We start from the raw sequence: 26,459 nt of genomic DNA, 5'->3' as shown, positions 1-26,459 counted from the left end.
CCGTCAAATGCGAATACCGCTTGACAGGAAGGGAAGTCCCTCTAAGGGGTTAGGCGGCACTTTCACGCCAAACCAAGCAACCAGCACATTCTTTGCTCCTGCAACTGCGTAGGTACGTACTGTTCATTCACCTTCGTGGTACCAGTCGCCCTCGGATAGGCCAGCAAGGAACTCGTACGCGGCTTGAAGGCGACCATTCGTTTCAGCCCATTGCAGTTGCTCGCGCAGGCGCTCCCTCTTCATCCATTCCGGTGTGTCCCACCAAGCAGCCAGTATCAAGGGCGGCGACGGCTGCCACCGGCCTGCTTGATCTCGCTTCCCACCCAACACATTGAAGAAGTCATTCCACTCGCTCGGCTGCGGACAAACACGACCGCCTTCTGTTGCGAGGTTGAGGACCATTTCTAGCGACGGGGATGCGTTCATGAATTCAGCAGACTTCTGCGCGACAACGACGGGTCGCCCCCCCTGTGCCGCCTAACGTGATCTGGAGCGGAACGCTGTCAGGCGTAACCGTTTACGGCTGACATGTAGCGTAACCGGATACGCCTGGCTGGGGTCGTGCGAGGCCGCGCTGCGACGCGTACGGCTCGACCAGGGTCTTGCCATCGACAGTGAAAAAGCTGTATAAAAACACATACCTCCATGCGTGCGATGTCTGCCCCCTGCGCCGTGCCCGCCGTCGCCCCGCGCCTGCTCGACGTGGTGCGCGAACGTGTGCGCTACCTGCATTACAGCTTACGGACCGAGCAGGCCTACGTTCACTGGGTGCGCGCCTTCGTGCGCTTTCACCGCATGCGGCACCCGCGCCAGATGGGGCGGGTCGAGGTCGAAGCGTTCCTGACCTGGCTGTCCAGCGAGCGCAGCGTGTCGGTCGCCACGCACCGGCAGGCGCTGTCGGCCATCCTGTTCCTGTACCACCAGGTGCTCGGCCAGCAGTTGCCGTGGATGCAGGACATCGGCCGCCCGCAGCGCAAGCCACGGCTGCCCGCGGTGCTGTCGCCGCCCGAGGTGGGCGCAGTGCTGGCGCGGCTCGAGGGCACGCACCGCGTGCTGGCGCAGCTGCTCTACGGCACCGGCATGCGCATCACCGAAGCGCTGCAGCTGCGCGTCAAGGATCTCGACTTCGACCGCGGTGCGATCGTCGTGCGCCAGGGCAAGGGCGGCAAGGACCGTGCCGTGATGCTGCCAGCGGCGCTGGCGCCCGGCCTGCGCGAACAGCTGCGGCAGGCCCGCACGCTGTGGCAGGCCGACGCCCGCGCCGGCCGCGGCGGCGTGCAGATGCCCGACGCGCTCGAGCGCAAGTACCCGCGCGCCGGCGCGTCGTGGGCGTGGTTCTGGGTCTTCCCGCAGGCGGCCCACTCGGTGTGCCCGCGCACCGGTGTGCAGCGGCGCCACCACCTGTTCGACCAGACCTTCCAGCGCGCCTTCGCGCACGCCGTGCACGCCGCCGGCATCGACCGCCCGGCCACGCCGCACACGCTGCGCCACAGCTTCGCCACCCACCTGCTGCAGTCGGGCACCGACATCCGCACCGTGCAGGAGTTGCTCGGCCACAGCGACGTGAGCACGACCATGATCTACACGCACGTGCTGAAGGTTGCCGCGGGCGGTACGCGCAGCCCGCTCGATGTGCTGGCGGCGAGCGGTGGGGCGGCGGCCTCGACGTTCGCCATGCATTGAGGCTGGCCCTCGTGCGCGTCGGGCCATCGGCCGGGTCGGGCGGGGCTGCCCCCGTGTGGCCGTGATGTCCGCGCTGCCTCGTCTTCCATGCTCCCCGCCTACGCCGAGCTGCACTGCCGCAGCAACTTCACTTTCCTCACCGGCGCCTCGCACCCCGAAGAGCTGGTGCAGCGCGCGCACGCGCTGGGCTACGCGGCGCTGGCGATCACCGACGAGTGCTCGCTGGCGGGCGTGGTGCGCGCGCACGCCGAGGCCAAGCGCGTCGGCCTGCACCTGATCGTCGGCACCGAGATGCGCGTGACGGCGCACGAGCGGGCCGCGGCCGACACGCCCGACATGCGCCTGGTGCTGCTGGCGCAGACGCGCCGCGGCTACGGCCACCTGGCGCAGTGGGTCACGCTGGCGCGGCGGCGCGCGGCCAAGGGCCGGTACCTGGCGCTGCGCAGCGACGTGGAAGGCAAGGCCCCCGCGGCGCCGATGCTCGCCGGCCTGCCCGACTGCCTGGCGCTGTTGGTGCCCGACGCCGCGCAGCCGTTCGAGACGGTGTTCGCGCACGCGATGTGGCTCAAGACCTGGTTCGGCGCGGCCGAGGGGCCGACCGGCGCCGGCGAGGGCCGCACCGGCGCGCGCGCCGGGGGCCGCGCCGCGCTGGCGCTGCCGCTGCTGCTGCACGCGTGCGACGAGTGGCTGGCCGACACGGTGCAGCGCGTGGCCGCGCTCGCCGGCCTGCCGGTGGTGGCCACCGGCGACGTGCTGATGCACGCGCGCTCGCGCAAGCCGCTGCAGGACGTGCTCACCGCCACGCGGCTCAAGCGCCCGCTGGCGCAGTGCGGCTTCGCGCTGACGCCCAACGCCGAGCAGCACCTGCGTCCGCGCCATCGGCTGGCGGCGCTGTACGCGCCCGAGTGGCTGGCCGCCTCGGTGGCGCTGGCCGCGCGCTGCGCGTTCTCGCTCGACGAGCTGCGCTACGAGTACCCCGACGAAATCGTGCCCGCCGGGTACACGCCGGCGACGTGGCTGCGCACGCTCACCGAGCAGGGCCTGGCGCGGCGCTTCGCGCAGGGCACGCCGCCCAGGGTGCGCGCGCAGGTCGAACACGAGCTGGCGCTGATCGCGCAGCTGCGCTACGAGCCGTACTTCCTCACCGTGGCCGACCTGGTGCAGTGGGCGCGGGCCCAGGGCATCCTGTGCCAGGGGCGCGGCAGCGCGGCCAACTCGGCGGTGTGCTACGCGCTGGGCGTGACCGAGGTCGACCCGGCGCGCATGAGCCTGCTGTTCGAGCGTTTCATCAGCGCCGAGCGCAACGAGCCGCCCGACATCGACATCGACTTCGAGCACCAGCGCCGCGAGGAGGTCATCCAGCACGTCTACCGCAAGTACGGGCGGCATCGCGCGGCGCTGACCGCGGTGGTCATCAGCTACCGCCCGCGCAGCGCGCTGCGCGACGTGGGCCGCGCGCTGGGCATCGACCCCGACCGCATCGACGCGGTGGCCAAGGCCCAGCAGTGGTGGGACGGGCGCGGCGTCGACGCCGAACGCCTGCGCGAGCACGGCTTCGACCCCGACGCGCCGCTGTGCCGCCTGTGGGCCGAGCTCACGCGCGCGCTGGTGGGGTTTCCGCGCCACCTCAGCCAGCACCCGGGCGGCTTCGTCATCGCGCGCGACGACCTGGCGCGGCTGGTGCCGGTGGAGAACGCGGCCATGGAAGGCCGCAGCGTGATCCAGTGGGACAAGGACGACCTCGACGCGCTGGGCCTGATCAAGGTCGACCTGCTGGCGCTGGGCATGCTCAGCGCCATCCGCCGCGCGCTGGGCCTCGTCGCGCACAAGCGGGGGTGGCCCGAGTTGCGCATGCAGGACGTGCCGGCCGAGGACGCGGCGGTGTACGACATGCTCGGCCGCGGCGACAGCGTGGGCACCTTCCAGGTCGAAAGCCGCGCGCAGATGAGCATGCTGCCGCGCCTGAGGCCGCGCAACTTCTACGACCTGGTGATCGAGGTCGCCATCGTGCGCCCGGGGCCGATCCAGGGCGGCATGGTGCACCCGTACCTGCGCCGGCGCTGCGGCGACGAGCCGGTGACCTACCCCAGCGACGAGGTGAAGCGGGCGCTCGAGCGCACGCTGGGCGTGCCGATCTTCCAGGAGCAGGTGATGCAGCTGGCGATCCTGGCCGCCGACTTCACGCCCGGCGAGGCCGACCAGCTGCGCCGCGCGATGGCGGCGTGGAAGCGCAAGGGCGGGCTGGGCCCGTTCCACGAGCGGCTGGTGGGCCGCATGGTGGCCAAGGGCTACACGCGCGACTGGGCCGAGGCGATCTTCCGCCAGATCGAGGGCTTCGGCGAATACGGCTTCCCGGAGAGCCACGCGGCCAGCTTCGCGCTGCTCGTCTACGTCAGCGCGTGGATCAAGTGCCACCACCCCGATGCGTTCCTCGCCGCGCTGCTCAACAGCCAGCCGATGGGCTTCTACGCGCCGGCGCAGCTGGTGCGCGACGCGCGCGAGCACGGCGTGCGGGTGCTGCCGGCGGACGCCGCGGTCAGCGCCTGGGACACCACGCTGGAAGGCGAGGGCCCGGGGCTGCGTGCGGTGCGCCTGGGCTTGAGCCGCATCACCGGGCTGGCCGAGGACGCGGCGCAGCGCATCGTGGCCGCACGCACCGACGCGCCGTTCGCCGGCGTCGAGGACCTGGCGCGCCGCGCCGCGCTCGACGCGCACGCGCTGGGCCTGCTGGCGCGCGCCGACGCGCTGAAGACGCTGGCCGACCATCGCCGCGACGCCGCCTGGGCGGTGGCCGGCGTCGACACGCGCGCCACCCGGCTGCTCGCCGCGACGCGCACGCACGAGGCGCCGGCGGCGCTGCCGGCACCGGACGTGGTCGACACCGTGTTCGCCGACTACCGCGCGCTCGGCCTGAGCCTGCACGCGCACCCGCTGGCGCTGCTGCGCGAGCGGCTGGCGGCGTTTCGCGTGCAGCCGGCGGCGGCGCTGCGCGGCTTTCGCCACGGGCAGCTGGCGCGCGCCAGCGGGCTGGTCACGCACCGCCAGCGCCCCGAGACGGCCAAGGGCGTGGTGTTCGTGACGCTCGAGGACGAGACCGGCGCGGTCAACGTCATCGTCTGGCCCGCCGTCGTCGAGCAGCAGCGCCGGCCGCTGCTGGCGGCGTCGCTGCTCACCGTCTACGGCGTGTGGCAGAGGGAAGGCGAGGTGATGCACCTGGTGGCGAAGAAGCTGGTCGACCACTCGGCGCTGCTGGCCGGGCTGGCGGCGCGCAGCCGCGACTTCCGCTGACCTCGGCAGCGGCCTCGGCGCCGCGCCTGGCGCGCGGGGCGCTCGGCGACAATCGCCGCCATGCTGTACCTGCTGTCCCCCGCGAAGCGGCTCGACTACGACGCCCCGGTGCCCGACGAGGTGCTGGCGCGCGCGACACGGCCGCAGTTCGTCGCGCGTTCGGCGGCGCTGATCGACGTGCTGCGCACGAAGACGCCGGCGCAGGTGGCGTCGCTGATGTCGCTGTCGGACCCGCTGGCGCAGCTCAACGTCGCGCGCTACGCCGCGTGGCGCAGGACCTTCACGCGGCGCAACAGCAAGCCCGCGCTGCTGGCCTTCGACGGCGACGTCTACGCCGGGCTCGACGCGAGGACGCTGCGCACCGACGACCTGGACTGGGCACAGCAGCACCTGGTGATCCTGTCGGGGCTGTACGGCGCGCTGCGCCCGCTCGACCTGATGCAGCCGTACCGGCTCGAGATGGGCACGCGGCTGCACACCGACGCCGCCGGGGACCTGTACGGTTTCTGGGGCGACACGCTGGCGCAGTACCTGGACCGAAGGCTGCGCGGCGCCGCGGCGCCGGTGGTCGTCAACCTCGCGTCGCAGGAGTACGCGAAGGCCGCGCTACGCCCGGCGCTGAAGGCGCGCGTCGTCGACTGCGTGTTCGAGGACTCGAGCGGCGGGCCCTACAAGGTGGTCGGCCTGTTCGCCAAGCGCGCGCGCGGCATGATGGCGCGCTTCGCGATCGAGCGTCGCATCGACACGCCGCAGGCGCTGCAGCGCTTCGACCGCGACGGCTACGCGTTCGACCGCGCGGCGTCGTCGCGCGACCGGCTGGTGTTCCGCCGCCGCGCGGGCTGAAGCGCGCCGGCGGCGCGCCGCCGGCTGCATAGAATGCCCACAACGTGAACCCCAACGAAGTTTCGCCCGAGCCGCGGGCCTCGGCGCCGGCAGCGGCTGCGACGGTGTCGGCGACGGCGACGGCGCCCGCCACGGTCCACCGCACGGCGCCCGCGGCACTGTGGGTGGCGATCGTGCTGGCCGTGCTGGTGGCCGCCGGCGCGCTGTACCTGGCCTGGCAGACGCAGCAGCGGCTGCAGTCGCTCGAGCAGGAACTGGTGCGCCGGCAGCAGGGCGTCGACACCGCGGCGACCGAGGCGCGGCTGCTGGCGCAGCAGGCCCAGGACGCGGCGCGCGACGCGGCGGCGCGCGTGGCGCTGGTCGATGCCCGTGTCGCCGAGGTGGCGGTGCAGCGCACGCAGGTCGACGAACTGGTGCAGTCGCTGTCGCGCTCGCGTGACGACAACGTGCTCGCCGACGTCGAGGCCGCGCTGCGCCTGGCGGCGCGCCATGCGGCGATGCTCGGCAGCGCCGAGCCGCTGGGCGCGGCGCTGAAGCAGGCCGACGAGCGGCTCGCCGCGCTGAAGCAGCCTCGCGTCGAGCGCGTGCGGCGCGCGCTGGCGCGCGACCTCGAGCGCCTGGGCGCGGCGCGCATGGCCGACGTCGACGCGCTGTCGCTGCGCCTGGACGAGGTGCTGCGCCAGGTCGACGAGCTGCCGATGCTGGCGCTGGTCGAGCCGCGCCGCAGCGTGACGCGCAGCCCGGCCGCCGTGCCGCCGACGCCGGCGGCGAGCGCACCCGCCGGCGTCGCGCAGGCACCGGCCGCGAGCGCTCCGGTGGCCGCCGCGTCGGGCGCCGACGGCTGGTTCAGCGCCTGGCCCGCGGCGACGCGCGACTTCGCGCTGCGCGTGTGGACCGAGGTGAGGACGCTGCTGCGCGTCACGCGCATCGACGACGTCGACCCGATGCTGCTGACGCCCGAGCAGGCGTTCTTCATGCGCGAGCAGGTCAAGCTGCGGTTGTTGAGCGCCAGGCTGTCGCTGCTGGCGCGCCAGTTCGAGCTCGCGCAGGCCGACCTGCGCGCCGCCCAGGCGCTGATCGAGCGCCACTTCGACCCCCAGTCGCGCCGTGTGCAGGCCGCGCGCGAGACGCTGCGCCAGGTGGCGCAGCAGTCGCGCGACGTCGAGCTGCCGCGCCCCGACGAGACGCTGGCGGCGCTCGCGGCCGCGGCCCGCTGATGCGCGCCGTCGTCTGGCTGGTGCTGCTGTTCACTGCGGCGGTGGTGGCCGCGGTCACGCTCGGACGCAACGACGGCATCGTCAGCGTGTACTGGGGCGGCTGGCGCGTCGAGCTGTCGCTGAACCTGTTCGTGTTCTCGCTGCTCGCGCTGTGCGTGCTGCTGGTGACGGTGGCGCACGCGCTGGGCTCGCTGCTGAGCCTGCCGGCGCGCGCGCGCGAGTGGCGCGCGCTGCGCCACGAGCGCGCCGCGCAGGGCGCGCTGCGCGAGGCGCTGGGCGAGCTGCTGGGCGCGCGCTACACGCGCTCGCACAAGGCCGCCCAGCGCGCGCTGGGCATCGACCAGGCGCGCCCGCACGGCCGCGCCGACCGCGACCTGCAGGTGCTCGCGCACCTGCTGTCGGCGATCAGCCTGCACCGCCTGCAGGACCGCCGGCAGCGCGACGAGCAGATGCAGCGTGCACGCGCGCTGCGCCGCCCCGGCGCCCCGGGCACCGGCGACGACGGCGTGCACCTGCTGGCCGCCGAGTGGGCGGTCGACGACCGCGACGCGCAGGCGGCGCTGGACCTGCTCGCCGAGCTGCCGCCCGGCGTCGCGCGGCGCACGCAGGCGCTGCGGCTGCGGCTGCAGGCGCAGCGCCTGGCGGGGCAGTCGCTCGAGGCGCTGCGCACCGCGCGCCTGCTGTCCAAGCACCAGGGCTTCTCGACGCAGGCCGCGCGTGGGCTGCTGCGTTCGCTGGCGACGCAGGCGCTCGACGACACGCACGACCTCGACCAGCTGCAGCGCGCCTGGCAACAGCTCGACAGCGCCGACCAGCAGGACGCCGTGGTCGCCTCGCGCGCCGCGCGCCGCGCGGCGGCGCTGGGCGACGCGGCGCTGGCGCGCGGCTGGCTGCGCCCGCTGTGGGAGCGCCTGGGTGAACTGGGCGTCGACGAACGCGAGCAGGCGGCGCTGGCGCTGCTGCACGCCGTCGACGGCATCGGCAGCGACTGGCTGCCGCGGCTCGAAGTCGCCCTGGACGCGCATCCGAACGAGCCGGCGGTGGTGGCGGCGGTCGGCGCGGCCTTTGCCGACCGGCAGCTGTGGGGCAAGGCGCGCCAGCCGCTGGAGCAGGCGGCGAGGTCGCAGACGCTGGCCGGCGCGGCGCGTCGCCACGCCTGGCGCACGCTGGCGCGGCTGGCGCGCGAGCAGGGCGACGAAGCACGCGCCGCCGCCTGCGAGGCGGCCGCCGCGGCGATCGACTGAGCCCGCCGGCGGCTCGAACACGGCCGTCGAACTGCTATACTGCGCGGCTCAGCGGCTGTAGCTCAGTTGGATAGAGTACTTGGCTACGAACCAAGGGGTCGTGGGTTCGAATCCTGCCAGCCGCGCCAGTCAAAGCGACGGGTCAGCTTCGTGAGAAGCTGACCCGTTCGTCCTTGCGGGCTGCCGACGGCCCGGCCCGGGTTTCACGCGCTACATCGAACCCGCGAGACCCAGCCGCCCGACCAGCGCGCGCTCGGACTCCCGCCTGCGGCGCGCGAAGCGCGCGTACTCATCGGAGTTCATGCAGATGGCGGGCATGTCGAAGCGCTCGAGGATCTCGCGCACCCTCGCGTCGTCGAGCGCCTTGCGGAACGCGTCGTGCAGCACCTTGACCACGGCCGGGTCCAGGCCCGCCGGGCCACCTGGTCGTGCGCTTGCTGCCGTAGGTGGCGAGCAGCCGCAGCTTGCCCGCTGCCACGTGCGGCGCCCAGCCGGTGGAGTCGCTGGCGACCATGATGTGGCCGCCCAGGATCGCCTGGATCAGGTCGGCGCTGCCCTTGAACGGCACGTGCGTCAGCTTGATGCCCGCCTTGGCCGCGAACTCCTCGACGGCCAGGTGCGGCGTGGTGCCGGTGCCGGTGGAACCGTAGTCGATCTTGCCGGAGTTCTTCTTCGCATCCTCGACGAAGTCGCGCAGCGTTTGCCACGGCGCGCTGGCCGGCACGACGAGGCCGAACTTGTGGCGGGTCAGGTTGACCACGTACGTGAAGTCGCGCGAGCGTAGCGGCAGCGGCAGCGGCAGCGGCAGCGGCAGCGAAGGCGACGGCCGCGCCGCATCTGCGGGCGCGTACGCGACCCCCGGGCGGCTTGCATCGGGTCCACCGGTGCGCCACCGCGGCGTGCGAAGATGCCCCCGATGAGCGCACCGATCCCTCCGTGGGACCCCTTGTCCGATCCGGTGCTCGCCGACCAGCGCGCGGCGTACGACCGCATGCGCGCCGCATGCCCGCTGGCCGAATCGCCGCGCGGGGTCACGCTGTTCCGTCATGCCGACGTCGTCGCCGCGGCCGCGGACCCGGCGACGTTTTCGTCGCGCGTGTCGGCGCACCGCAGCGTGCCCAATTCGCTCGACCCGCCCGAACACACGGCGCTGCGCGCGATCGTCGAGCGCTTCTTCACCCGCGAGCGCCTGGCCGCGCTGGAGCCGCGCCTGCGCGCGATCGCCGGCCAGGTCGTCGGCGCGCTGCCGCGCGGCGCGACGGTCGACGCGGTCACCGGCATCGGCTACCCGTTCGCCGTGCGCGCGCAGGCCGACTGGCTCGGCTGGCAGGGCATCGAGGACCAGTTGCTCGCGTGGATGGCCGACAACCACGCGGCCACGCGTTCGGCCGACCGCAGCCGCACGGCCGCGGTGGCCGCCGCCTTCGACGACCTCGTGCTTGCGCAGGTGCGGCGTCGGCGCGCGGCCGGCCACGCGGCCAGCGACGACCCGACGAGCGAACTGCTCGCGGTCGAGGTCGACGGCCGCACGCTGCCCGACGCCGACATCGTGTCGATCCTGCGCAACTGGACCGCCGGCGACCTCGGGTCGATGGCCGCCGCGCTCGGCGTCGTCGTGCACTTCCTCGCCACCCACCCGCAGGTGCAGGCCGACCTGCGCGCGCGTCCCGCGGGCCTGCCCGCGGCGATCGACGAGATGCTGCGCATCGACGACCCGTTCCTCGTCAACCGGCGCGTCACGACGGTGGTCACGCGGGTGGCCGGGTTCGACCTCGCGCCGGGCACGCGCGTGTACCTGAACTGGACCTCGGCCAACCGCGACGAGGCGGTGTTCGGCGACCCCGACGCCTACCGCCCCGAGGCCAACGCGCCGCACAACCTGGTCTACGGCCACGGCATCCACGTCTGCCCGGGCCGGCCGCTGGCCACGCTGGAGCTCGTGGTGGCCGCCGAGGCGTTGCTGGGCGCGACGTCGCGCATCGAGCCCGCCGCCGCGCCGGTGCGCGAGTCGTACCCGCTCGGCGGCTGGCGCCACGTGCCGGTGCGGTTGCGCTGACGGGCCGCGCGGCGGCGGATCAGGGGCGGTGCGACTCGTCGTCGGGCACGCTGCACGCGGCCTGGGCGATCTGCGCCGGCAGGTCGGTCGCACCGGCGCGCCAGGTCATCGTGTCGCCGGTGCCGGTGTCGAGCACCACGCCGCCGTGCGGGCAGCCGCGCACGGCCACCGTCGTGCGCCCGGTGCGCCCGCGGATGTACTCCACCTCGGCCCGCACCTCGGCGCCGGCGTGGCGCACGCTGCCGGCCATCACCATCGCGTCGTTCTCGCCGTCGCTCAGCAGCCGGCCGGGCGTGGGCGCCAGCGGCTCGATCGGCGCCGGTGGCTCGGACTGCGGCGCCAGCGTGGCCAGCACCGCGCCGCCGACGATGCCGACGGCGATCGACACGAGCAGCGCAGGCCACAGGTACTCGCGCACGCGCAGGCGACGCCGGCGGTGTCGGCGGTGGGTGCGGCGTGTGCCGGCTTCGACGATGGCCCGCTCCTCCCTGTGGCCCCGGTCGCGATGGTGCCACGACGCGAGGCGCCGCGGGCATCGGCGACCTGCGCTGCGGTAGAGTGCCCGCGCCCCGGCCCACGCCGCGCGCCGCGGGGCGCGCGCTGCGCGATGCGATGAACCCCGACGAGATCCTGGACCTGAGCGCCGTCGAGATGCGACGGCTGATCGGCCGCCGCGCGCTGTCGCCGGTGGCGCTGATGCGCGCGTGCATCGCACGCATCGAGGCCCTGAACCCGGGCGTCAACGCGGTGTGCGCCACCGACTTCGACCGCGCGCTGGCCGCGGCGCGCGATGCCGAGGCCGCGGTGATGCACGGCGACGCGCTGGGGCCGCTGCACGGCCTGCCGCTGGGAGTGAAGGACCTGCTCGACACCGCCGGCTTGCTGACCACCTGCGGCAACGTCGCGATGCGTGGCCACGTGCCGGCACAGGACCACGGGCTGGTCGAGCGGCTGCGCGCGGCCGGCGCGATCGTCGCCTGCAAGACCAACACGCCCGACCTCGGCGCCGGCGCCAACACGCGCAACGCGGTGTGGGGCGCCACCGGCAATCCGTTCGACCCGCGGCTCAACGCCGGCGGCTCGTCGGGTGGCAGCGCCGCGGCGCTGGCCACCGGCATGCTGCCGCTGGCCACCGGGTCGGACACCGGCGGCTCGCTGCGCATCCCGGCGGCCTGGTGCGGCGTGGTCGGGCTGCGCACCAGCCCGGGGCTGGTGGCCAACCGCGCGCGAGCGCTGGGCTGGTCGCCGTTGCCGGTGCTCGGGCCGATGGCGCGCACCGTCGCCGACGCGGCGCTGATGCTGTCGGCCTGCGTCGGCCTCGACCGCCACGACCCGCTGTCGTTCGACGCGCACGCGGCGTCGTTCTGGCCGCTGCGCGAGGTCGACGCGGCGCGGCTGCGCGTCGGCTTCAGCGAGGACTTCGGCTTCGCCGCCGTCGACCCGGCGATCCGCCGCGTGCTGCGCGCGCGCCTGGCCGCGATCGCGCCGCACGTCGCGTCGGTCGAACCGGTGTCGGTGGACATGGCCGACGCCGACTTCGCGTTCGACGTGGCGCGCGCCGAGGCCTTCCTCGCCGGCTTCGCCGACGCCGACCCGGCGCTGCTGGGCCCGAACGTGCGCGCCAACCTCGAGCTGGCGCGGTCGGTCACGATGACCGACCGCGCGAAGGCGCACGCGGCGCAGACGCGCATCGCCCGCGGCTTCGCGCAGGCGCTCGAGCGCGTCGACCTGATCGTCGCGCCGGTGCTGCCGGTGTCGCCGTTCCCGTGGACCGAGCTGTACGCCGAGGTCGTCGACGGCCGGCGCATGGCCAACTACTACCGCTGGCTGGCGCCGTGTTACGGCGTCACGCTGTCGGCGCACCCGGCGCTGTCGCTGCCCAGCGGCCGCGACGAGCAGGGGCTGCCGTTCGGCCTGCAGCTGATCGGCCGGCTGCGCGGCGACGCCGAACTGCTGGCGCAGGCGCAAGCGCTCGAGCGCGTGCTGGCCGCCGATGCGGCCACCGCGCGTGCCGTGCCCGACCTGCACCCACTGCGCACGCCGCGCCCCGAACTGAAGTCCATCGTCACGCACCCGCCGGTGCCGCAGGGCATCGCGGGCAGCCGGGCGTTCGCCGCGCCAGTGTAGGCACGGCGGGCGCAGCAACGACCAGGGCCCCCGCGGGAGGCCCTCGGCACGCGCTGCGCTGCCGCTTCAGCGTGCGGCGATGGCCTTCTCGGCCGCCTCGACCAGGCCGGCGCCGATCTGCGCCTTCCACTTGTCGTACACCGGGCGGGTGGCCTTGACGAAGGCCTCGCGCTCGGCCGGCGTGAGCTGCGTGACCGTCACGCCCAGGGCCGCGATCTCCTTGAGCAGCGGCTTGTCGGCTTCGTCCAGGCCCTTGCGCGCGATCGCGATCTGCTCCTTGCCGGCGTCGATCGCCGCCTGGCGCACGATCTGCTGGTCGGCCGGGGTCCAGCTGGCCCAGACCTCCTTGTTGACGACGAAGATCAGCGGGTCGGCGACGTAGCCCCACATCGTGACGTGCTTCTGCCCGACGTTGTGCAGCTTGGCCGCGGTGAAGATCGACATCGGGTTCTCCTGCCCGTCGACGGCGCCGCTGGCGAACGCCGGCTGCGCGTCGGCCCAGCTCATCTGCGTCGGGTTCGCGCCGAGCGCGGTGAAGGTGTCGATGAACAGCGGCGAGCCGACGATGCGGATCTTCAGCCCCTTCAGGTCGTCGGGCGTGCGCACCGCGCGCTTCGAGTTGGTCAGCTCGCGGTAGCCGTTTTCGCCCCAGGCCAGCGGCAGCGCGCCCGCCTTGTCGACGATGGCGAAGATCTGCTTGCCGACCTCGCCCTGCGTCAGCGCGTCGATGGCCTTGTAGTCGGGCATCAGGAACGGCATCGAGAACAGGTTCAGTTCCTTGATCTGCGGCGACCAGTTGATCGTCGAGCCGATGGCCATGTCGATCACGCCCTGGCGGATCGCGGTGAACTCGCGCGTTTGGTCGCCCTGCACCAGCGACACGCCGGGGTAGAGCTTGATGTTGATGCGCCCCTGGGTGCGCTCCTTCACCAGGTTGGCCCAGATCTCGCCGCCCTTGCCCCAGGGAAACGACGGCGGCACCACCAGAGACATCTTGTACTCGGCCTTGTAGCCGGGCGGCAGCGGCGCTTGCGCGTGCGCGACGCCGGCGGCGGCCAGCGCGGCGGCGGCCAGGGTGGTCTTCAGGAAGGAACGCTTGAGCATCGTCGGTCTCCTCGGGTTGCGGGAAGGTTCAATAGCCGAGCGCGCGCGGCAACCACAGCGCGAGCCCGGGGAAGGCGATCACCAGCAGCAGCACGGCCAGCAGCGAAGCCACCAGCCACCAGACCCAGCGCAGGGTGTCCTCGATGCGCACGCCGGCGATTCGGCACGACACCATCAGGTTCACCGCGATCGGCGGCGTCACCTGGCCGACCGCGACCATCAGCGTGAGCAGCACGCCGAACCACACCGGGTCCCACTGGTACGCGGTGGCCACGGGGATCAGCAGCGGCACGAAGATCAGGAAGATCGACACGCCGTCGAGCACCATGCCCACCGCCACCAGCAGCAGCACCAGCAGCGCGAGCACGCCGTACTCGCCCAGGCCCGAGGACACGATCGCGCGCGTGACCGGGTCGATCAGGCCCAGCGTCGACAGCGAGTACGCGAAGATGCCGGCCAGCGCGACGACGATCAGGATCACCGCCGACAGCTCGCCGGCGTCGCGCAGGACGGCGAACAGGTCGCGCCAGCGCAGCGTGCGGTGCACCACCATGCCGACGAACAGGCCGTAGAACACCGCCACGACGGCGGCCTCGGTGGGCGTGAACCAGCCCAGGCGCATGCCGCCCAGGATCAGCACCGGCGCGAACAGGCCCCAGCTGGCGTCGCGCAGGCTGGCCCAGAACGGCGGGCGCGGCAGTTGCGCCTCGAGCCGGCCCATGCCGTGCCGGCGGGCCAGCCACACCGCCGGCACGATCAGCGCCAGCCCGACCAGCACGCCGGGCACCATGCCGGCGGCGAACAGCGCCGGCACCGACGCCGCGGGCACCAGCACCGAGTACACGATGAAGGCGATCGACGGCGGGATCAGGATGTCGGTGGCCGCCGCGGCGCCGACGACGCTGGCCGAGTAGGGCGCCGGGTAGCCGGCGCGCGCCATCGCGGCGATCATCACGCCGCCCACCGCGGCCGCGGTGGCCGGTCCCGAGCCCGAGATGCCGCCCAGGAACATCGCCACCGCAATGGCCACCAGCGGCAGCATGCCGGGCCCCCGCCCGACGATCGCGGTGGCGAAGTTCACCAGCCGCAGCGCGACGCCCGAGCGCTCGAAGATGGTGCCGACGAGCACGAACATCGGGATCGCCAGCAGCGGGTACTTGCCCAGCCCGGCGTAGAAGTTCTGCGGCACCGCCATCAGGCCGAACCACTGCGTCTCGGCGTTGGCCAGCGCGATCGCCGCCGCGCCGGCCAGCCCCAGCGCGGCGCCGATCGGCACGCCGACGAGCATCAGCGCGACGAAGGCGGCGAACAGCAGCGCCCCGATCACCGCGGCGGCTCCGGGGTCGGCCGCGTCCCGGCTTCGGCGCGCGGTGCGCGGCCGGCGCGCACGAACAGCCCCAGCGCGCGGGCGGCGATGGCCACGCTGAGCACCGGCAGCCAGATCGAGTACCACCACTGCGGCACGCCGATGCCCGGCGAGGTCTCGTTCCAGCGCACGTGGTCCCACACCAGCCGCGCGCTGAGCACCGCCATCAGCGCGAACAGCAGTGCCACCATCAGCGCGCCGAAGCGCGCCAGACGGCGCCGCCGCGCCGCGTCGCCGCCCTCGGCGAAAGCTTCGATGCGGATGTGCCGGTTGCGCGCCACCGCCGCCGATCCGGCCACCAGCGCCAGCACGATCATCAGGAAGATCGAGATCTCCTCGGTCCACGCGAACGACTGGTTGGTGAAGTAGCGCACCAGCACGTTGGCGAAGGTGATCAGCGCCAGCGCGCCCATCACGACGACGGTCAACCAGTCCTCGATCTTCAGCGGCACGGCCACCCGGGCGTCGGGGCTGGCGGGGTCGGGGGTCTCGCTCGGCGACGACATGGGCGGTGCGGTCAGGCCAGCGCGGCGCGCGCCGCGGCGGTGACGTCGGCGGCGCCGATGCGCGACTGCGCCTCGAGCACCGGCGCGTAGCCCACCGGGATGCGCGGCGCGCCGAGGCGCCGGACCCTGCAGCCGACGGCCTCGGCGGCGGTGGCGGCGATCTCGGCGCCGAACCCGGCGGCTTGCACCGCCTCGTGCACGACGAGCAGCCGGCCGGTGCGCGCGCACGACTGCAGCACCGTCTCGCGGTCCCAGGGCCAGATCGTCGCCAGGTCGATCAGCTCCACCTCGATGCCTTCGGCAGCCAGCGTGTCGCAGGCGTCGGCGCAGGCCCGCAACTGGCGGCTCCAGCTGACCAGCGTCAGGTCGCGGCCGGCGCGCAGCACGCGCGCGCGGCCCAGCGTGGCCGGCTGCGACGGGTCGACCTCGCCGGTCGCGCCCCACAGCGTCTTGTGCTCGAGGTAGACGACCGGGTCGCCGCAGGCCAGCGCGGCGCGCAGCATCGCGTGGTTGTCCTGCGGGGTCGCCGGCGCGACGACGACCACGCCCGGCAGGTGCGCGAACCAGGCCTCGAGGCTCTGCGAGTGCTGCGCCGCCGACGCGTCCCAGATGCCGGTGGGCATGCGCATCACCATCGGCACGCGGCCCTGGCCGCCGAACATGAAGCGGTTCTTCGCGGCCTGGTTGACCAGCTCGTCCATGCCGCACAGCGCGAAGTCGACGACGCGCATCTCGACCACCGGGCGCAGCCCGGCGAGCGCCATGCCCACGCCGGCGCCCAGGATCGCGGCCTCGCTGATCGGCGTGTCGATCACGCGCTGCGCGCCGAAGCGCGCCTGCAGCCCCTTGTACTGGCCGAAAATGCCGCCGCGGCCGACGTCCTCGCCGAGCACGACCACGGCCGGGTCGGCTTCCATCTCGTGCGCCAACGCCGCCACCGCCGCCTCGGCGTAGCTCATCGTCACCGTCGCGCTCACGTCCACACCCCCGCGCCGGTGGTCTGCACGTCGGTGAACGCGGCCGACGCGTCGGGCCACGGTGCGGCCTCGGCGGCGGCCAGCGCGGCGGCCACCTCGGCGTCGGCCTCGGCGTCGATGGCGTCCAGCGCGGCCGCCTGCGCGCCGGGCAGCGCCAGGTACGCCGCGCGGGCGCGGGCGACGGGGTCGCGCCGCAGCGCCGCGGCCACCTCGGCCGGGTCGCGGTAGGGCGCCGGGTCGACCGACACGTGCCCCTTGACGCGGTAGGTGACGGCGTGCAGCAGGCGCGGCCCGGCGCCGCGACGCACCGCATCGACGAGGCGGCCGGCGGCGGCGTGCACCGCGACCACGTCGTTGCCGTCGACCTGCTCGGCGACGATGCCCAGCGCCGCGGCGCGCGCGCCGGCGCCTTCGCCGGCGGTCATCGGGCCGCTGGCGGTGGTGGCGCTCCAGCGGTTGTCCTCGCAGACGAAGAGCACCGGCAGCGCGAACACGCGCGCCCAGTTCAGCGCCTCGAGGAAGGGCCCGCGGTTGATCGCGCCGTCGCCGAAGAAGCAGGCGGTGATCGCGTCGCGGCGCTGCAGCTTCTGTGCGTGCGCGGCGCCCACCGCGATCGGCAGTCCGGCGGCGACGACGCCGTTGGCGCCGAGCATGCCCACCGAGAAGTCGGCGATGTGCATCGAGCCGCCCTTGCCGCCGTTGAAGCCGGTGGCCTTGCCGAACAGCTCGGCCATCATGCGGCCCATGTCGGCGCCCTTGGCCAGCGTGTGGCCGTGGCCGCGGTGCGTGGAGGTGAGGTAGTCGTCGCGCCGCAGGTGTGCGCACACGCCGGCCGGCACCGCCTCCTGCCCGGTGGACAGGTGCAGCGGCCCGCGCACCTTGGCGCTGCCGTCGGCGGACTTCCCGTAGGCGCTGACGCCGCCCTGGCTGGCGGCTTCGGCGGCGTTCTCGAAGCGGCGGATGCGCACCATCGTGCGGTACAGCGCCGCCAGCCGCTGGTGATCGTCGGTCAACGCTGCTCCTGTCTCCAGCCCGGGTCGGAAAAGCGGCGGATTGTAGGCGGGGCGCGTGCGCCGGCATAAGCTCGCCGCCATGCCCAAGCCGTGGTGGGTCGCGCTGCCGCTGTTGATCGCCGTCGCCGTGCTCGCGGTGCAGTGGCTGCGCCGGCGCACGCCGTCGCGCGCCGGGCTCAACGTCGGCGTCAGCCTGCTGCTGCTGGCCTACGTCGCCGCCACCGCGGCGCTGGGCATCTTCTGGGTCGCGAACCAGCAGCTGCCGGTGTTCGACTGGCACTACCTGTTCGGCTACGCCACGGTGGCGCTGCTGGCCCTGCACCTGGCTTTCAACCTTCCGGTGGTCTGGCGCGTGCTCACGCGCCGGCGTGGCGCGTCGACGCAGGCCGGCGCACCGGCGCGACCGTCGCGGCGCGGGTGGCTGGCCTGGGCCGGCGCGATGCTCGCCGCCGCGGCGGGCTACGTCGTCGGGCTGCGGCACGGCAGCACCGAACTGCGCGTGTCGGCGCATGCCGGCGCCAACGCCGATGCCGCGCTCGCAGTGGTCGATGCGTACCACCGCCACTCGGCGCACTCGCGCACCGCGGCCTTGCGCCGCACCGCCGGCGACTGGGGCGCCGCGCCGCCGGCGTTCAAGCGCGGCGCCCGGGCGTCGCCGCTGACGCTGCCCGCGCCGGGCCGCACCGAGGCCGCGGCGTTCGACGCGCGCACCCTCGGCGCGCTGCTGTGGCACGCCGCCGGCGTCAGCGAGCGGCGCGGCACGCTGCACCTGCGCTGCGCACCGTCGGCCGGCGCGCTGTTCGCCACCGAGCTGTACGTCGTCGTGCGCGACTGGCCCGGCGTGCCGCCTGCGGTGTGGCACCACGACGCGTCGTCGCACGCGCTCGAGCGGCTGCGTGACGGCGCCATGGCCGACTTCGCCGCCGCCGGTCTCGACGCCGACGCTGCCGGGGGCGTCGCGGCGCTGGTCGTGGCCACCGCGGTGTTCGCGCGCAGCGGGCACAAGTACCGCGACCGCACCTACCGCTACGTGCTCGCCGACCTCGGCCACGTGCTCGAGAACCTGCGCGCCGCAGCCCACGCGCTCGGCGTGCGCATCGAGCTGCCGCGGCACTTCGACGAGGCCGGCCTGGCCGCGATGATCGGCGTCGACGAGTCCGACGAGGGCGTGCTGGCGCTGGCGGTGCTGCGTCGCGCCGACGCGCCGGCGCACGGCGTCGCCCCCGGCATCGGCTGGCGCGTGCCGCCGCTGGCCGACGCGGCGTCGGCCGCCGCGCTGCCGGCGCTGACCGCCGCGGTGCACCGGGCGACCTCGCTGCGGCGCGACGTGCCGCCGGCGGCGCCAGCGGCGAGCGCATCTCGGGGCGTCCACGCACGCGATCACGACCGCGAAGGCGCCGAGACGCGCGCGTTGCCGGCGCCCGAGGCGCCCGCGCCCGACGCGCTGGCGGCGATCGCGCGCCGGCGCTCGGTGCGTCGTTACCGGCGCGACGCGCTGCCGCTGCACACGCTGTCGAGCTTGCTCGCCGGCTGCGCCAGCGTGCCGGCGCTGCTGTCGGGCGCGGTGCGCATCGACGTGCTCGCGCACGCGGTCGAGTCGCTGCCGGCGGCGTCGTGGCGCTATCGCGCAGCAGCGCACGTGCTCGTGCGGCGCACCGCGCCGCGTGCCGCGCTGCACGAGCGCGCGCGCGCCGCCGCGCTGGGCCAGGACGTGATCGGCGACGCCGCCGCGGTGCTGGTGCTGTCGATCGACCGGCACGTCTGGGCGGACGAGACCGCCGGGGCGGCGCGCGGCTGGCGGCTCGCCTTCGTCGAGGCCGGCTTGGTCGGCGAGCGCGCGTACCTGCACGGCGGTGCGCTCGGGCTGGGCATGTGCGGCGTCGGTGCCTTCTATGACGACGAGATCGCCGCGCTGGCCGGCGTCGACGCGCCGCGCGAGTCGGTCGTGCACCTGGTGGCGCTGGGCGTGCCGGCCTGAACGGCGCCGCGGCCCACGAACGAAGTGGCGGCGCGGCTGCGCGGCGCCTATTCTTGGTCGGGCGGGCCCGCGCCGGCGCCCGCGCGCCGCCGACGCCACGGGGCCCGTGACAGCGACGCGGCCCCGCGTGCGGCCCCGCAGCCAGGAGACGCTCATGGCGAGCTACATCGCGCTGTGCAACTTCACCGACCAGGGCATCCGCAACGTCAAGGAGACCGTGCACCGCGCCGAGGCCGTCGCCGCCGCGGCGCGCAAGGCCGGCGTGACGATGACCGACATCCAGTGGACGCTGGGCGGCTACGACATCGTGTGCCGCTTCGAGGCGCCCGACGACGCGACGATGACCGCGTTCGGGCTGGCCATCGGCATGCAGGGCAACGTGCGCACGCAGACGCTGCGCGCGTTCTCGCGCGACGAGATGCAGGCCATCATCTCGCGCATCGGCAGCTGAGCCGCGGGCAGGCCGCCAGAGTGGTTCGCACGAACGCGAAAAGGCCGCACCCGCGTGTGTTCCGGCCCGCGCGGATCGAAGTCGTTCCCCGGACCTGTTCCTCGCTCGGGAAAGTCACCAAGCCCCAGGCGACTCGAACCACCTCGCTTCACTCCAGGCCGAGCGCGGGTCGTGCTGATACGACGCGCTGCGGTTGTTGCAGACTGACCTGCGTGGCCAAGGGGTCTACGCTGGGGGGCCGCGAAGCGCGCGGACACGCTCGAGCGCGAAGCCCGGCGATTCGAGTGTGGTCACGCACGTGCCGCTGCACGCCCTGACCGCCGGCATGTCGTCGCCGCACCTGCCCCGTGGGCGAGGCGCTCACCAAGTGGGTGTGGACGAGGCACGGCAGGCGCGGCGACCTCACCGAAGTCCACGCCAGGTCGGTCGTCGAAGGCCGGACGGACCGGTCGGTCACCGTCGTTGCCGCGGGCGCGCTGCGGCAAGTCGAGTCCGCCGACGAGTTCTGCTTCGGCGACGGTGACTTCCTCGCCGCGGCCGCGACGATCGCACCTTGACCGCCCTCAGCCGCGCGCATCGCGCAGGTCGTCCCACAGCCTTCCGGCGCGCGCGCCCCACTCGGCACGTGCGCCGCCGGCCGCCAGCGCCTCGCAGCTGCGCGCGAGTTCGACGCGCAAGCCTTGCCGTTCGGCCGCATGCACCGCGCGGCGCAGCGCGCGCTCGGCGGCGTCGGTGCGGCCGTCGTCGGCGGCGCATCGGCCGTGCAGACGCCACGCCAGCGCCGCCGCCGGTGGAAAGCGGCGCACGTGGGCGGCCAGCGCGCGCTGGAGCTCTCGCCACGCCTCGTCCAGCGGCGGCAGCGCGCCGCCGCGCTCGCGCTCGTGCCGGCGCAGCGCGAGCAGCGTGTCCCCGAGCGCGGCGAAGCCCTCGTGGGCCCAGAAGCCACAGCGGCGTATGCGCGCCGCCGCGCAAGCGCCGGCGAACACGGCGTCGCGCGCCGGCGCCGCTTCGCCGCGTTGCCACGCGAGCCGCGCCGCGAGGCCCAGCCGGCGCAGCGTGTAAGCGGCGTCGATGTTCTCCATCTCCGTCATCAGCCGCGCGGCGCGGTCGTACAGCCGCTGCACGTCGGTCAGCGGCGCCTCGCCGAGGCACAGCGCCACCTCGGCCTGGCCGAGGGGCCCCCAGGCACGCCAGGCGTCGCCAGGGCGCCTCAGCGCCGCTTCGCTGAGCTGATCGAAGCGGCGCCAGGCCTCGTGCAGCCGCCCCTCGTAGAAAGCGAGCTTGGCCGCCAGCGACCGTGCTTCCATCTCGTATCGCGTGGCGTGGATCGCTTGCCAGCGATCGGCGACGGCGTCGACGTCGGCCGCGAGCCCGGCCCAGTGGCCCAGCGCCAACCGCAGCGCGGCGTGGCCGTGCGATGCCGACAGGTCCAGCCGCGGGTTCGCCGCCAGCGGCGGGCGTCGCGCCGCCGTCGCGGCGAGCCAGCCGGCGACGCGGGCGTGGCCGAACAGCGAAGCGCCCCACGCGTTGATCAGGCGCGACACGGCGCGTTCGGCGCGCCCGCCCTGGCCGCGAGCGAGCGCGTCGGCGAGCAGCGCGGCGCGCACCATCGGCTGGGGCTGCGGGGTGAACATCAGCATCGCGCCGAAGAAGACGAGCCCGCGCAGCAGCAGGTGCACGAACGGCACGCGCGCCGGGTGCGACGGCGGCGGAAACCCCTGCGCACGCCACACGCGCGCCACGGCCTGCGGCAGCCCGGCGCGCGGCGCGGCGTCGGCGTCGAAGTCGCCGAGGCCGAGAAGGCGCATCGCCTGCGCGTAGGCGTACTGCGCCGCCGCGGAGGTGCCGGCGCCGTTGAGCAGCTCGCCGCGGCGCAGGGTCCAGCCGGCGACACGCCAGACCTCGAGATCGGGCCGCGCAGCTGCCACGTCGAGCAGCGCGGCCGCCTCGGCCTGGCGGTCGACCGCGGCAAGCAGCGCGACGATGCGGTCGACCGTGTCCGCACACGCGTCGGGCGCCGCCTCGGCGACCAGGTGTGCGACCGCGTCGGCCAGCATCGGTGCGGCGCCGAGCGCGCTCGCGGCGATGGCGGCGGCGCACGCGGCGTCGGCCGGCCGCAGGTCACCGAACGGCTCGACCGCGGGCAGCACGCGCCGCAGCTCGGCGACGGCTGCGGCGTGCACCTGAGCCGCGAGCGCCGCCGCTTCCGGACGCCGGCGCAGGAAGGCCTGCTGCAACGGGTGCATCGCCAGCCGTGACGCGCCGGGGCGTTGCAGCCACGACTGGTCGCGCAGCGCCGCGCGTGCCGCCTCGTCGACGCCGACCGCTTGCGCGAGCGCGGCGTCGATCTCGGCCGGCAGCCATGCGAGCCGCAGCGCCGCCTCGCGCAGCCCGGCGTCGAGCCGCGCCCACGAGTCGTCGAGCACGAGATCCAGACTTTGGTGGCGGTCGTGCGGGTCGCGGCCGGGGTCGGCGAGCGGCGCGCCGGCGTCGAGACGCGCCGCGACGGCGGCCACGCCGTCGCGGTGCGCCGCCTGCGCTGCCATCTCGAGCGCGAGCGGCAGGCCACCGACGGCGGCGCACACGCGCTCGACGGTCTCGGCGTCGATGCCGTCGGCGAAGGCGGCGTCGAGGCGTCGCAGCGCGGCGGTGAAGAGCTGCGCCGCCGGCGACGCCGTCCTGCCGTCGGCGGCACGTCGCACGGGCAGCCCCGCGAGTTCGAGCAGCCACTCGCGTGCGGCCCCGACGCGCACGCGCGACGTTGCGAGCACGACGGCGCCGGGCACGCGCACGGCGAGTCGCGCCGCGAACGAGCGCGCGTCGGGCACCGTCTCGAGATTGTCGAGCACGACCAGCAGGGCGCGGGGCACGTCGCGGTCGGCACCGAGGTGCTCGGTGGCGCGCTGGGCGAGCGTGTCGGCGTCATGCAGCACGCCGCCCGCGTCGCGACCGCTGAACCACAGCGTGCCGCGCGCGAACCGCGGGCCGAACGCCACGGCCGCAGCCTCGGCCAGCCGCGTCTTGCCGACGCCGCCGGGGCCGGTGATCGTCAGCCAACGACACTCGGGGTCGGCCAAGCGCTCGCCGAGCAGCGCGAGCTCGGCGTCGCGCCCGAGCAGCGTGGGGGCGACAACGGCCGGCGGCGTCGCGGCGACGGCCGCGGGTGCCGGCCGGGCGTTCGAGGCACTGCCGGCCTGGCCGAGCGCCGCCGGGGATGCGACCGCCGGCTCGACCTCGGCGTGGATGCGCGTGTACAGCGCGTAACACGCCGCCGACGGTTTCGCACCCAGCCGCTCGGCGAGTGCGGCACGGCAGGCCTCGTACTGCGCGAGCGCCGCGGTGCGCTGCCCGCGCGCGGCGAGCAGGCGCATCAGTGCCATGTGGGTCGGCTCGTCGGCGTCGTCGATCTCGAGCAGACCGCGCGCGTGCTCGACCGCCTCGTCGAGCGCGCCGCCGGCTTCGGACTGCTGCAGCAGCGTGCGCCGCAGCGCGGCCGCGTCGTCGCGCGCATGCTGGCGCGCAAGGGCGAGCCAGTGCTCGAAGGCGTCGCCGGCGACGAGGTCGAGGCCGTCGAGCAGCGGCCCGCGCCAGGCCTCGGCGGCCGCGAGGCGCGCCGGTGCGTCGGCGCCGGCGCGCAGCGCCGCGCGCACCTCTCGCCAGTCGACGGCCACCGGCGCGCCGGTGGCGAAGCCGATCTGCCGGTCGTCGATGTCGAGCATGCCGGGCAGCCAGCGGCGCAGCCGGGTGAGCGCCACGCGCAGGCTCGCGCGCGCCGCGGCGTCGTCGTGCTCGCCCCACAGCAGCGTCGCGACGCGGCCGCGCGCGAGCGGCTCGTCGCCGGCCGCCAGCAGGTAGACGATGGCCTGCTGCTTCGGCGCCATCAGTCGCGTCAGCGGCTGGCCGTCGAACTCGATGCGGCCCTGCCCCAGCATCAGCACGCGCAAACCGCGCATCGGCGCCCCCCGAAGTGCCGGCGAACCCGCCGCAGCGCTCGGCAGCGCTGCCGCAACGCTCGGTTTGCGCCGCGTTAACGGCCTTCGCGGACAGTGGCGACAGGCCCGGCGCCGTCGATTCTGCGCCGCCGGGCCGTCGCCGCCTAGCGGCGCCGCCCCGACCGACCCGATGGAGGACCCCGATGACCGACGCCACCTTCGACCCCGTCGCCACCAGCCAGCGCTACTTCGACGGCTGGCGCCAGCGCGACGCGGGCGCCGTGCTCGCCACCCTCGCCCCAGGCGGCACGTACGAGGACCCGCTGACCGGCGGGCCGATCGCGGGCGACGCGCTCGCCGGCTACATGCGCGCACTTTGGGCGGCGATGCCCGACCTCGACTTCGCGCTCGGCGAAGTGCACCGCGTCGCCGGCGGCACCGTGCACGCCGAGTGGACGATGCTTGGCCGCAACCACGGCCCGTTCAACGGCCTGCCGCCGACCGGGCGTGCGGTGCGCCTGCCCGGCATCGACGTCATCCGCGTCGGCGGCGACGGCATCCGCAGCGTTTGCGGGTATTTCGACTCGGCCGTCGTGCCGCGCCAGCTCGGGCTCGATGTCGTCGTGCAGCCGCGCCGGATCGGTCCGTTTGCGTTCGGCACGTCGATCGTCGTGCGCCGCGAGCAGCCGGTACGGCCGGGCGTCCTCGCGCTCACCGAGCTGCTCGCCGCAGCTGACGAGCATGTGCAGTCGATCCGCGAGATGAGCCGGCAGACCGTGATCGAGCAGCTCGGCAACCCGGCGTTCCTCGGCGCCACGGCGTCGGTCGCCGGACGGCGCATGACCACCGTCAGCGCGTGGGCCAGCCACGAGGCGCTGTCGGCGGCGATGCGCGCCGGCACGCACGCTCAGGCGATGCAGCGCTTCTTCCGCGACGGCATCGCCGAAGGCGGCACGACCAGTGTGTACGCGCCGGTGCGCGTGGGCTCATTCCTGCGCCGCTGCGGTGCGTGCGGCGCGATGAATCGCATCGACGGCACCCGCGGCGTCTGCCGCGAGTGCGGCGCCGGCGTCGAAGCCTTGGCCTGAGTCCCCCCGAATCCCCATCGTCCCCGACCAGGAGCACCACGATGAACACGCCCAGCCCCCGTCGTGCCGCGGTGATCGGCGCCAGCATGGCCGGCCTGCTGGCGGCGCGCATCCTCGCCGAGCGCTTCGACGACGTCGTGCTGCTCGAGCGCGACGACCTGCCCGACGGCGCCGCACCGCGCAAGGGCACGCCGCAGGCGGTGCAGCCGCATGGCCTGCTGGCGCGCGGCCGGCAGGTGCTCGACGACCTGTTTCCCGGCTTCTCCGATGCGCTGATCGCGCACGGGGCGCTCGCCGGCGACGCGGGCAGCGAGGTCGCGCTGGACGCCAATGGCCAGCGCCTGGCGCGGGTCACGCTGGGCGTGCGCGCGCTGGCGGCCAGCCGGCTGGCGATCGAGGCCGAAGTGCGGCGCCGCGTGCGCGCGCTGCCGAACGTGCGGATGATGACCGCGGTCGACGTGCTGGCGCCGGTGCACGAGGACGGGCGCGTCGTGGGTCTGCGCTGGCAGCCGCGCGACGCCGCCGGCGTCGCCGAGCCGCAGCCGCAGACGCTGGCCACCGCGCTCGTCGTCGACTGCAGCGGTCGCGGCTCACGAACTCCAGGCTGGCTGCGCGACTGGGGTTACGAGGCACCGCCCGAGGAGCGAGTGCGAATCGGTCTGGCCTACACGAGCGCCTACTTCCGCCGCCTGTCCGGGCAGCCACCGCTGGCCTGCGTCATCGGCGCCGCGACGGCCAGGCTGCCGCGGCCGAGCATCCTGATCGCGCAGGAGCCCGATGCCGAGGGCCGCGAGCGCTGGGTGGCGGGCGTCGGCGGCTACGCCGGTGACCATGTGCCGGTCAGCCGCGAGGCGATGGCCGAGCGTGCGCGCCAGATCGGCAGCCCCGAGATCGCGGCGCTGGCCGAGCGGGGCGAGATGATCGGCGAACCGATGCGCTACGCGTTTGCGCACAGCCAGCGACGTCACTACGAACGACTGCGCCGGTTCCCGACGGGCTATCTGGTGATGGGCGACGCGCTGGCCAGCTTCAACCCGATCTACGGCCAGGGCATGACGGTGGCCGCTTGCGAGGCGCTGGTTCTTCGCGCGGCGCTGGCCGCCGGCACGCACGGCTTGTCCTGGCGCTTCTTCACCGCGGCGGCGAAGGTCGTCGACGCGCCGTGGCGCATCGCCGTCGGAGGCGACCTCGCGCTGCCCGTGGTGCAGGGCCCGCGTGCGCTGCCGGTGCGCGTCGTCAACGCCTATATGGCGCGCGTGCACCGTGTGGCGGTGCACGACGTCGTGGTCGCGAGCGCCTTCGTCAAGGTCGTCCACATGCTCGCGCGGCCCGAGACGCTGTTCGCGCCGCGCCTGCTGTGGCGCGTCTGGCGTGGCGGTGACCGCGCAGGGTCCGCGGCTACCACCTCTGCCGCCGCGTGAGCTGGTGTCAACCTCGCGCGCGCCCGGCGCGAAACCATTCGGTCGTGCCGGGCACGGCCTGGCGAGTGAGCTTGTCGTGTTGACGCTGTTGCGCTGGGCTGGTCCCGTTGGTAAGCGTGGCCTCAAGGCCGCATTGACGCGGCCCGTGTGAACAGTCGAGGATGC

Annotated in this window: 21 protein-coding genes and 1 tRNA gene; 13 read left to right on the top strand and 9 right to left on the bottom strand. The window is 74.6% G+C overall.

The window, feature by feature from the left end; genetic code table 11:
* Window positions 1-123: 123 nt before the first annotated feature.
* Window positions 124-426: a hypothetical protein gene (locus PKC53_RS15815; RefSeq protein ID WP_324430315.1), complete on the bottom strand. Its 303-nt coding sequence runs from the start codon at window positions 424-426 to the stop codon at window positions 124-126.
* A gap of 228 nt (window positions 427-654) precedes the next feature.
* Here PKC53_RS15815 and PKC53_RS15810 point away from each other — a divergent pair, with 228 nt between their 5' ends.
* The 6 genes from PKC53_RS15810 (at window position 655) to PKC53_RS15785 (ending at window position 8,403) form a co-directional block, all read left to right on the top strand.
* Complete coding sequence (locus PKC53_RS15810) at window positions 655-1,683, top strand: integron integrase (protein ID WP_324430313.1); 1,029 nt, start codon at window positions 655-657, stop codon at window positions 1,681-1,683.
* 87 nt (window positions 1,684-1,770) lie between these two features.
* Window positions 1,771-4,971 carry an error-prone DNA polymerase gene (locus tag PKC53_RS15805; protein WP_324430311.1) on the top strand — a complete coding sequence of 1,067 codons (3,201 nt, stop codon included), beginning with the start codon at window positions 1,771-1,773 and terminating at the stop codon, window positions 4,969-4,971.
* A gap of 60 nt (window positions 4,972-5,031) precedes the next feature.
* Window positions 5,032-5,814, top strand: a complete 783-nt coding sequence (gene yaaA / locus PKC53_RS15800) for a peroxide stress protein YaaA (protein WP_324430309.1) — start codon at window positions 5,032-5,034, stop codon at window positions 5,812-5,814.
* A gap of 44 nt (window positions 5,815-5,858) precedes the next feature.
* Window positions 5,859-7,031, top strand: a complete 1,173-nt coding sequence (locus PKC53_RS15795; protein WP_324430307.1) for a uroporphyrinogen-III C-methyltransferase — start codon at window positions 5,859-5,861, stop codon at window positions 7,029-7,031.
* Window positions 7,031-8,275, top strand: a complete 1,245-nt coding sequence (locus PKC53_RS15790; RefSeq protein ID WP_324430305.1) for a heme biosynthesis HemY N-terminal domain-containing protein — start codon at window positions 7,031-7,033, stop codon at window positions 8,273-8,275. The genes PKC53_RS15795 and PKC53_RS15790 overlap by 1 nt, the downstream gene beginning before the upstream one ends.
* Window positions 8,276-8,326: 51 nt before the next feature.
* Window positions 8,327-8,403 (top strand) — tRNA-Arg (locus PKC53_RS15785).
* A 161-nt stretch (window positions 8,404-8,564) separates the two neighbouring features.
* Here PKC53_RS15785 and PKC53_RS15780 read toward each other — a convergent pair.
* Window positions 8,565-9,035 (bottom strand): tripartite tricarboxylate transporter substrate-binding protein, encoded by a 471-nt coding sequence (locus tag PKC53_RS15780; protein WP_324430303.1) that lies wholly within the window; start codon window positions 9,033-9,035, stop codon window positions 8,565-8,567.
* 156 nt (window positions 9,036-9,191) lie between these two features.
* Between PKC53_RS15780 and PKC53_RS15775 the strand changes: the two genes are divergently transcribed.
* On the top strand, window positions 9,192-10,331 hold the full coding sequence (locus tag PKC53_RS15775; RefSeq protein WP_324430301.1) for a cytochrome P450: 1,140 nt from the start codon (window positions 9,192-9,194) through the stop codon (window positions 10,329-10,331).
* A gap of 19 nt (window positions 10,332-10,350) precedes the next feature.
* Here the strand turns inward: PKC53_RS15775 and PKC53_RS15770 are convergent, their stop codons facing one another.
* Window positions 10,351-10,749 (bottom strand): hypothetical protein, encoded by a 399-nt coding sequence (locus PKC53_RS15770; RefSeq protein ID WP_324430300.1) that lies wholly within the window; start codon window positions 10,747-10,749, stop codon window positions 10,351-10,353.
* A gap of 194 nt (window positions 10,750-10,943) precedes the next feature.
* Here PKC53_RS15770 and PKC53_RS15765 point away from each other — a divergent pair, with 194 nt between their 5' ends.
* Window positions 10,944-12,458 carry an amidase family protein gene (locus tag PKC53_RS15765; protein ID WP_324430298.1) on the top strand — a complete coding sequence of 505 codons (1,515 nt, stop codon included), beginning with the start codon at window positions 10,944-10,946 and terminating at the stop codon, window positions 12,456-12,458.
* Window positions 12,459-12,524: 66 nt separating this feature from the next.
* On the opposite strand, the gene PKC53_RS15760 is transcribed toward PKC53_RS15765, so the two are convergent.
* The 5 genes from PKC53_RS15760 to PKC53_RS15740 are packed head-to-tail and all read right to left on the bottom strand — an operon-like array spanning window position 12,525 to window position 17,382.
* Complete coding sequence (locus tag PKC53_RS15760) at window positions 12,525-13,562, bottom strand: DctP family TRAP transporter solute-binding subunit (RefSeq protein ID WP_324430297.1); 1,038 nt, start codon at window positions 13,560-13,562, stop codon at window positions 12,525-12,527.
* A 28-nt stretch (window positions 13,563-13,590) separates the two neighbouring features.
* Window positions 13,591-14,889: a TRAP transporter large permease gene (locus PKC53_RS15755; protein WP_324430295.1), complete on the bottom strand. Its 1,299-nt coding sequence runs from the start codon at window positions 14,887-14,889 to the stop codon at window positions 13,591-13,593.
* Window positions 14,886-15,434: a TRAP transporter small permease gene (locus PKC53_RS15750; RefSeq protein WP_324430293.1), complete on the bottom strand. Its 549-nt coding sequence runs from the start codon at window positions 15,432-15,434 to the stop codon at window positions 14,886-14,888. The genes PKC53_RS15755 and PKC53_RS15750 overlap by 4 nt, the downstream gene beginning before the upstream one ends.
* Before the next feature lie 11 nt (window positions 15,435-15,445).
* A complete protein-coding gene (locus PKC53_RS15745; protein WP_324430319.1) occupies window positions 15,446-16,393 on the bottom strand; it encodes a transketolase C-terminal domain-containing protein in 948 nt (315 codons plus the stop codon).
* A 14-nt stretch (window positions 16,394-16,407) separates the two neighbouring features.
* The gene (locus PKC53_RS15740; protein ID WP_324430317.1) at window positions 16,408-17,382 is read right to left on the bottom strand and encodes a thiamine pyrophosphate-dependent dehydrogenase E1 component subunit alpha; all 975 of its coding nucleotides are present in this window, start codon (window positions 17,380-17,382) and stop codon (window positions 16,408-16,410) included.
* 121 nt (window positions 17,383-17,503) lie between these two features.
* On the opposite strand from PKC53_RS15740, the gene PKC53_RS15735 reads away from it, so the two are divergent.
* The 3 genes from PKC53_RS15735 (at window position 17,504) to PKC53_RS15725 (ending at window position 20,410) form a co-directional block, all read left to right on the top strand.
* Window positions 17,504-19,402 (top strand): SagB family peptide dehydrogenase, encoded by a 1,899-nt coding sequence (locus PKC53_RS15735; RefSeq protein WP_324430291.1) that lies wholly within the window; start codon window positions 17,504-17,506, stop codon window positions 19,400-19,402.
* Window positions 19,403-19,556: 154 nt separating this feature from the next.
* Window positions 19,557-19,853 (top strand): GYD domain-containing protein, encoded by a 297-nt coding sequence (locus tag PKC53_RS15730; RefSeq protein ID WP_324430289.1) that lies wholly within the window; start codon window positions 19,557-19,559, stop codon window positions 19,851-19,853.
* A gap of 347 nt (window positions 19,854-20,200) precedes the next feature.
* Window positions 20,201-20,410: a hypothetical protein gene (locus PKC53_RS15725; RefSeq protein ID WP_324430287.1), complete on the top strand. Its 210-nt coding sequence runs from the start codon at window positions 20,201-20,203 to the stop codon at window positions 20,408-20,410.
* A 6-nt stretch (window positions 20,411-20,416) separates the two neighbouring features.
* On the opposite strand, the gene PKC53_RS15720 is transcribed toward PKC53_RS15725, so the two are convergent.
* On the bottom strand, window positions 20,417-23,806 hold the full coding sequence (locus PKC53_RS15720; RefSeq protein ID WP_324430285.1) for a BTAD domain-containing putative transcriptional regulator: 3,390 nt from the start codon (window positions 23,804-23,806) through the stop codon (window positions 20,417-20,419).
* Between the two features lie 182 nt (window positions 23,807-23,988).
* Here PKC53_RS15720 and PKC53_RS15715 point away from each other — a divergent pair, with 182 nt between their 5' ends.
* Together PKC53_RS15715 and PKC53_RS15710 are read left to right on the top strand one after the other, a co-directional pair.
* Window positions 23,989-24,873 (top strand): nuclear transport factor 2 family protein, encoded by an 885-nt coding sequence (locus PKC53_RS15715; RefSeq protein ID WP_324430283.1) that lies wholly within the window; start codon window positions 23,989-23,991, stop codon window positions 24,871-24,873.
* 41 nt (window positions 24,874-24,914) lie between these two features.
* Entirely contained in the window at window positions 24,915-26,294 is a 1,380-nt protein-coding gene (locus tag PKC53_RS15710) for a monooxygenase (RefSeq protein WP_324430281.1), read from the top strand.
* The last annotated feature ends 165 nt before the right edge of the window (window positions 26,295-26,459 follow it).

Origin of the sequence: Azohydromonas sp. (assembly GCF_035325925.1) — a bacterium.
In the GTDB taxonomy this organism is placed as follows: Bacteria; Pseudomonadota; Gammaproteobacteria; order Burkholderiales; family Burkholderiaceae_C; genus Calidifontimicrobium.
Note: the sequence above shows the minus strand (reverse complement) of the source record. Positions and strands in the feature narration are given on the sequence as shown.

What these genes read in the sequence shown, in the direction of transcription:
- PKC53_RS15815 (WP_324430315.1), bottom strand. Translation starts at nt 426, where the DNA reads ATGAACGCATCCCCGTCGCTAGAAATGGTCCTCAACCTCGCAACAGAA.
- PKC53_RS15810 (WP_324430313.1), top strand. Translation starts at nt 655, where the DNA reads ATGTCTGCCCCCTGCGCCGTGCCCGCCGTCGCCCCGCGCCTGCTCGAC.
- PKC53_RS15805 (WP_324430311.1), top strand. Translation starts at nt 1,771, where the DNA reads ATGCTCCCCGCCTACGCCGAGCTGCACTGCCGCAGCAACTTCACTTTC.
- yaaA (WP_324430309.1), top strand. Translation starts at nt 5,032, where the DNA reads ATGCTGTACCTGCTGTCCCCCGCGAAGCGGCTCGACTACGACGCCCCG.
- PKC53_RS15790 (WP_324430305.1), top strand. Translation starts at nt 7,031, where the DNA reads ATGCGCGCCGTCGTCTGGCTGGTGCTGCTGTTCACTGCGGCGGTGGTG.
- PKC53_RS15775 (WP_324430301.1), top strand. Translation starts at nt 9,192, where the DNA reads ATGAGCGCACCGATCCCTCCGTGGGACCCCTTGTCCGATCCGGTGCTC.
- PKC53_RS15765 (WP_324430298.1), top strand. Translation starts at nt 10,944, where the DNA reads ATGAACCCCGACGAGATCCTGGACCTGAGCGCCGTCGAGATGCGACGG.
- PKC53_RS15760 (WP_324430297.1), bottom strand. Translation starts at nt 13,562, where the DNA reads ATGCTCAAGCGTTCCTTCCTGAAGACCACCCTGGCCGCCGCCGCGCTG.
- PKC53_RS15750 (WP_324430293.1), bottom strand. Translation starts at nt 15,434, where the DNA reads ATGTCGTCGCCGAGCGAGACCCCCGACCCCGCCAGCCCCGACGCCCGG.
- PKC53_RS15745 (WP_324430319.1), bottom strand. Translation starts at nt 16,393, where the DNA reads ATGAGCTACGCCGAGGCGGCGGTGGCGGCGTTGGCGCACGAGATGGAA.
- PKC53_RS15740 (WP_324430317.1), bottom strand. Translation starts at nt 17,382, where the DNA reads ATGGTGCGCATCCGCCGCTTCGAGAACGCCGCCGAAGCCGCCAGCCAG.
- PKC53_RS15735 (WP_324430291.1), top strand. Translation starts at nt 17,504, where the DNA reads ATGCCCAAGCCGTGGTGGGTCGCGCTGCCGCTGTTGATCGCCGTCGCC.
- PKC53_RS15730 (WP_324430289.1), top strand. Translation starts at nt 19,557, where the DNA reads ATGGCGAGCTACATCGCGCTGTGCAACTTCACCGACCAGGGCATCCGC.
- PKC53_RS15720 (WP_324430285.1), bottom strand. Translation starts at nt 23,806, where the DNA reads ATGCGCGGTTTGCGCGTGCTGATGCTGGGGCAGGGCCGCATCGAGTTC.
- PKC53_RS15715 (WP_324430283.1), top strand. Translation starts at nt 23,989, where the DNA reads ATGACCGACGCCACCTTCGACCCCGTCGCCACCAGCCAGCGCTACTTC.
- PKC53_RS15710 (WP_324430281.1), top strand. Translation starts at nt 24,915, where the DNA reads ATGAACACGCCCAGCCCCCGTCGTGCCGCGGTGATCGGCGCCAGCATG.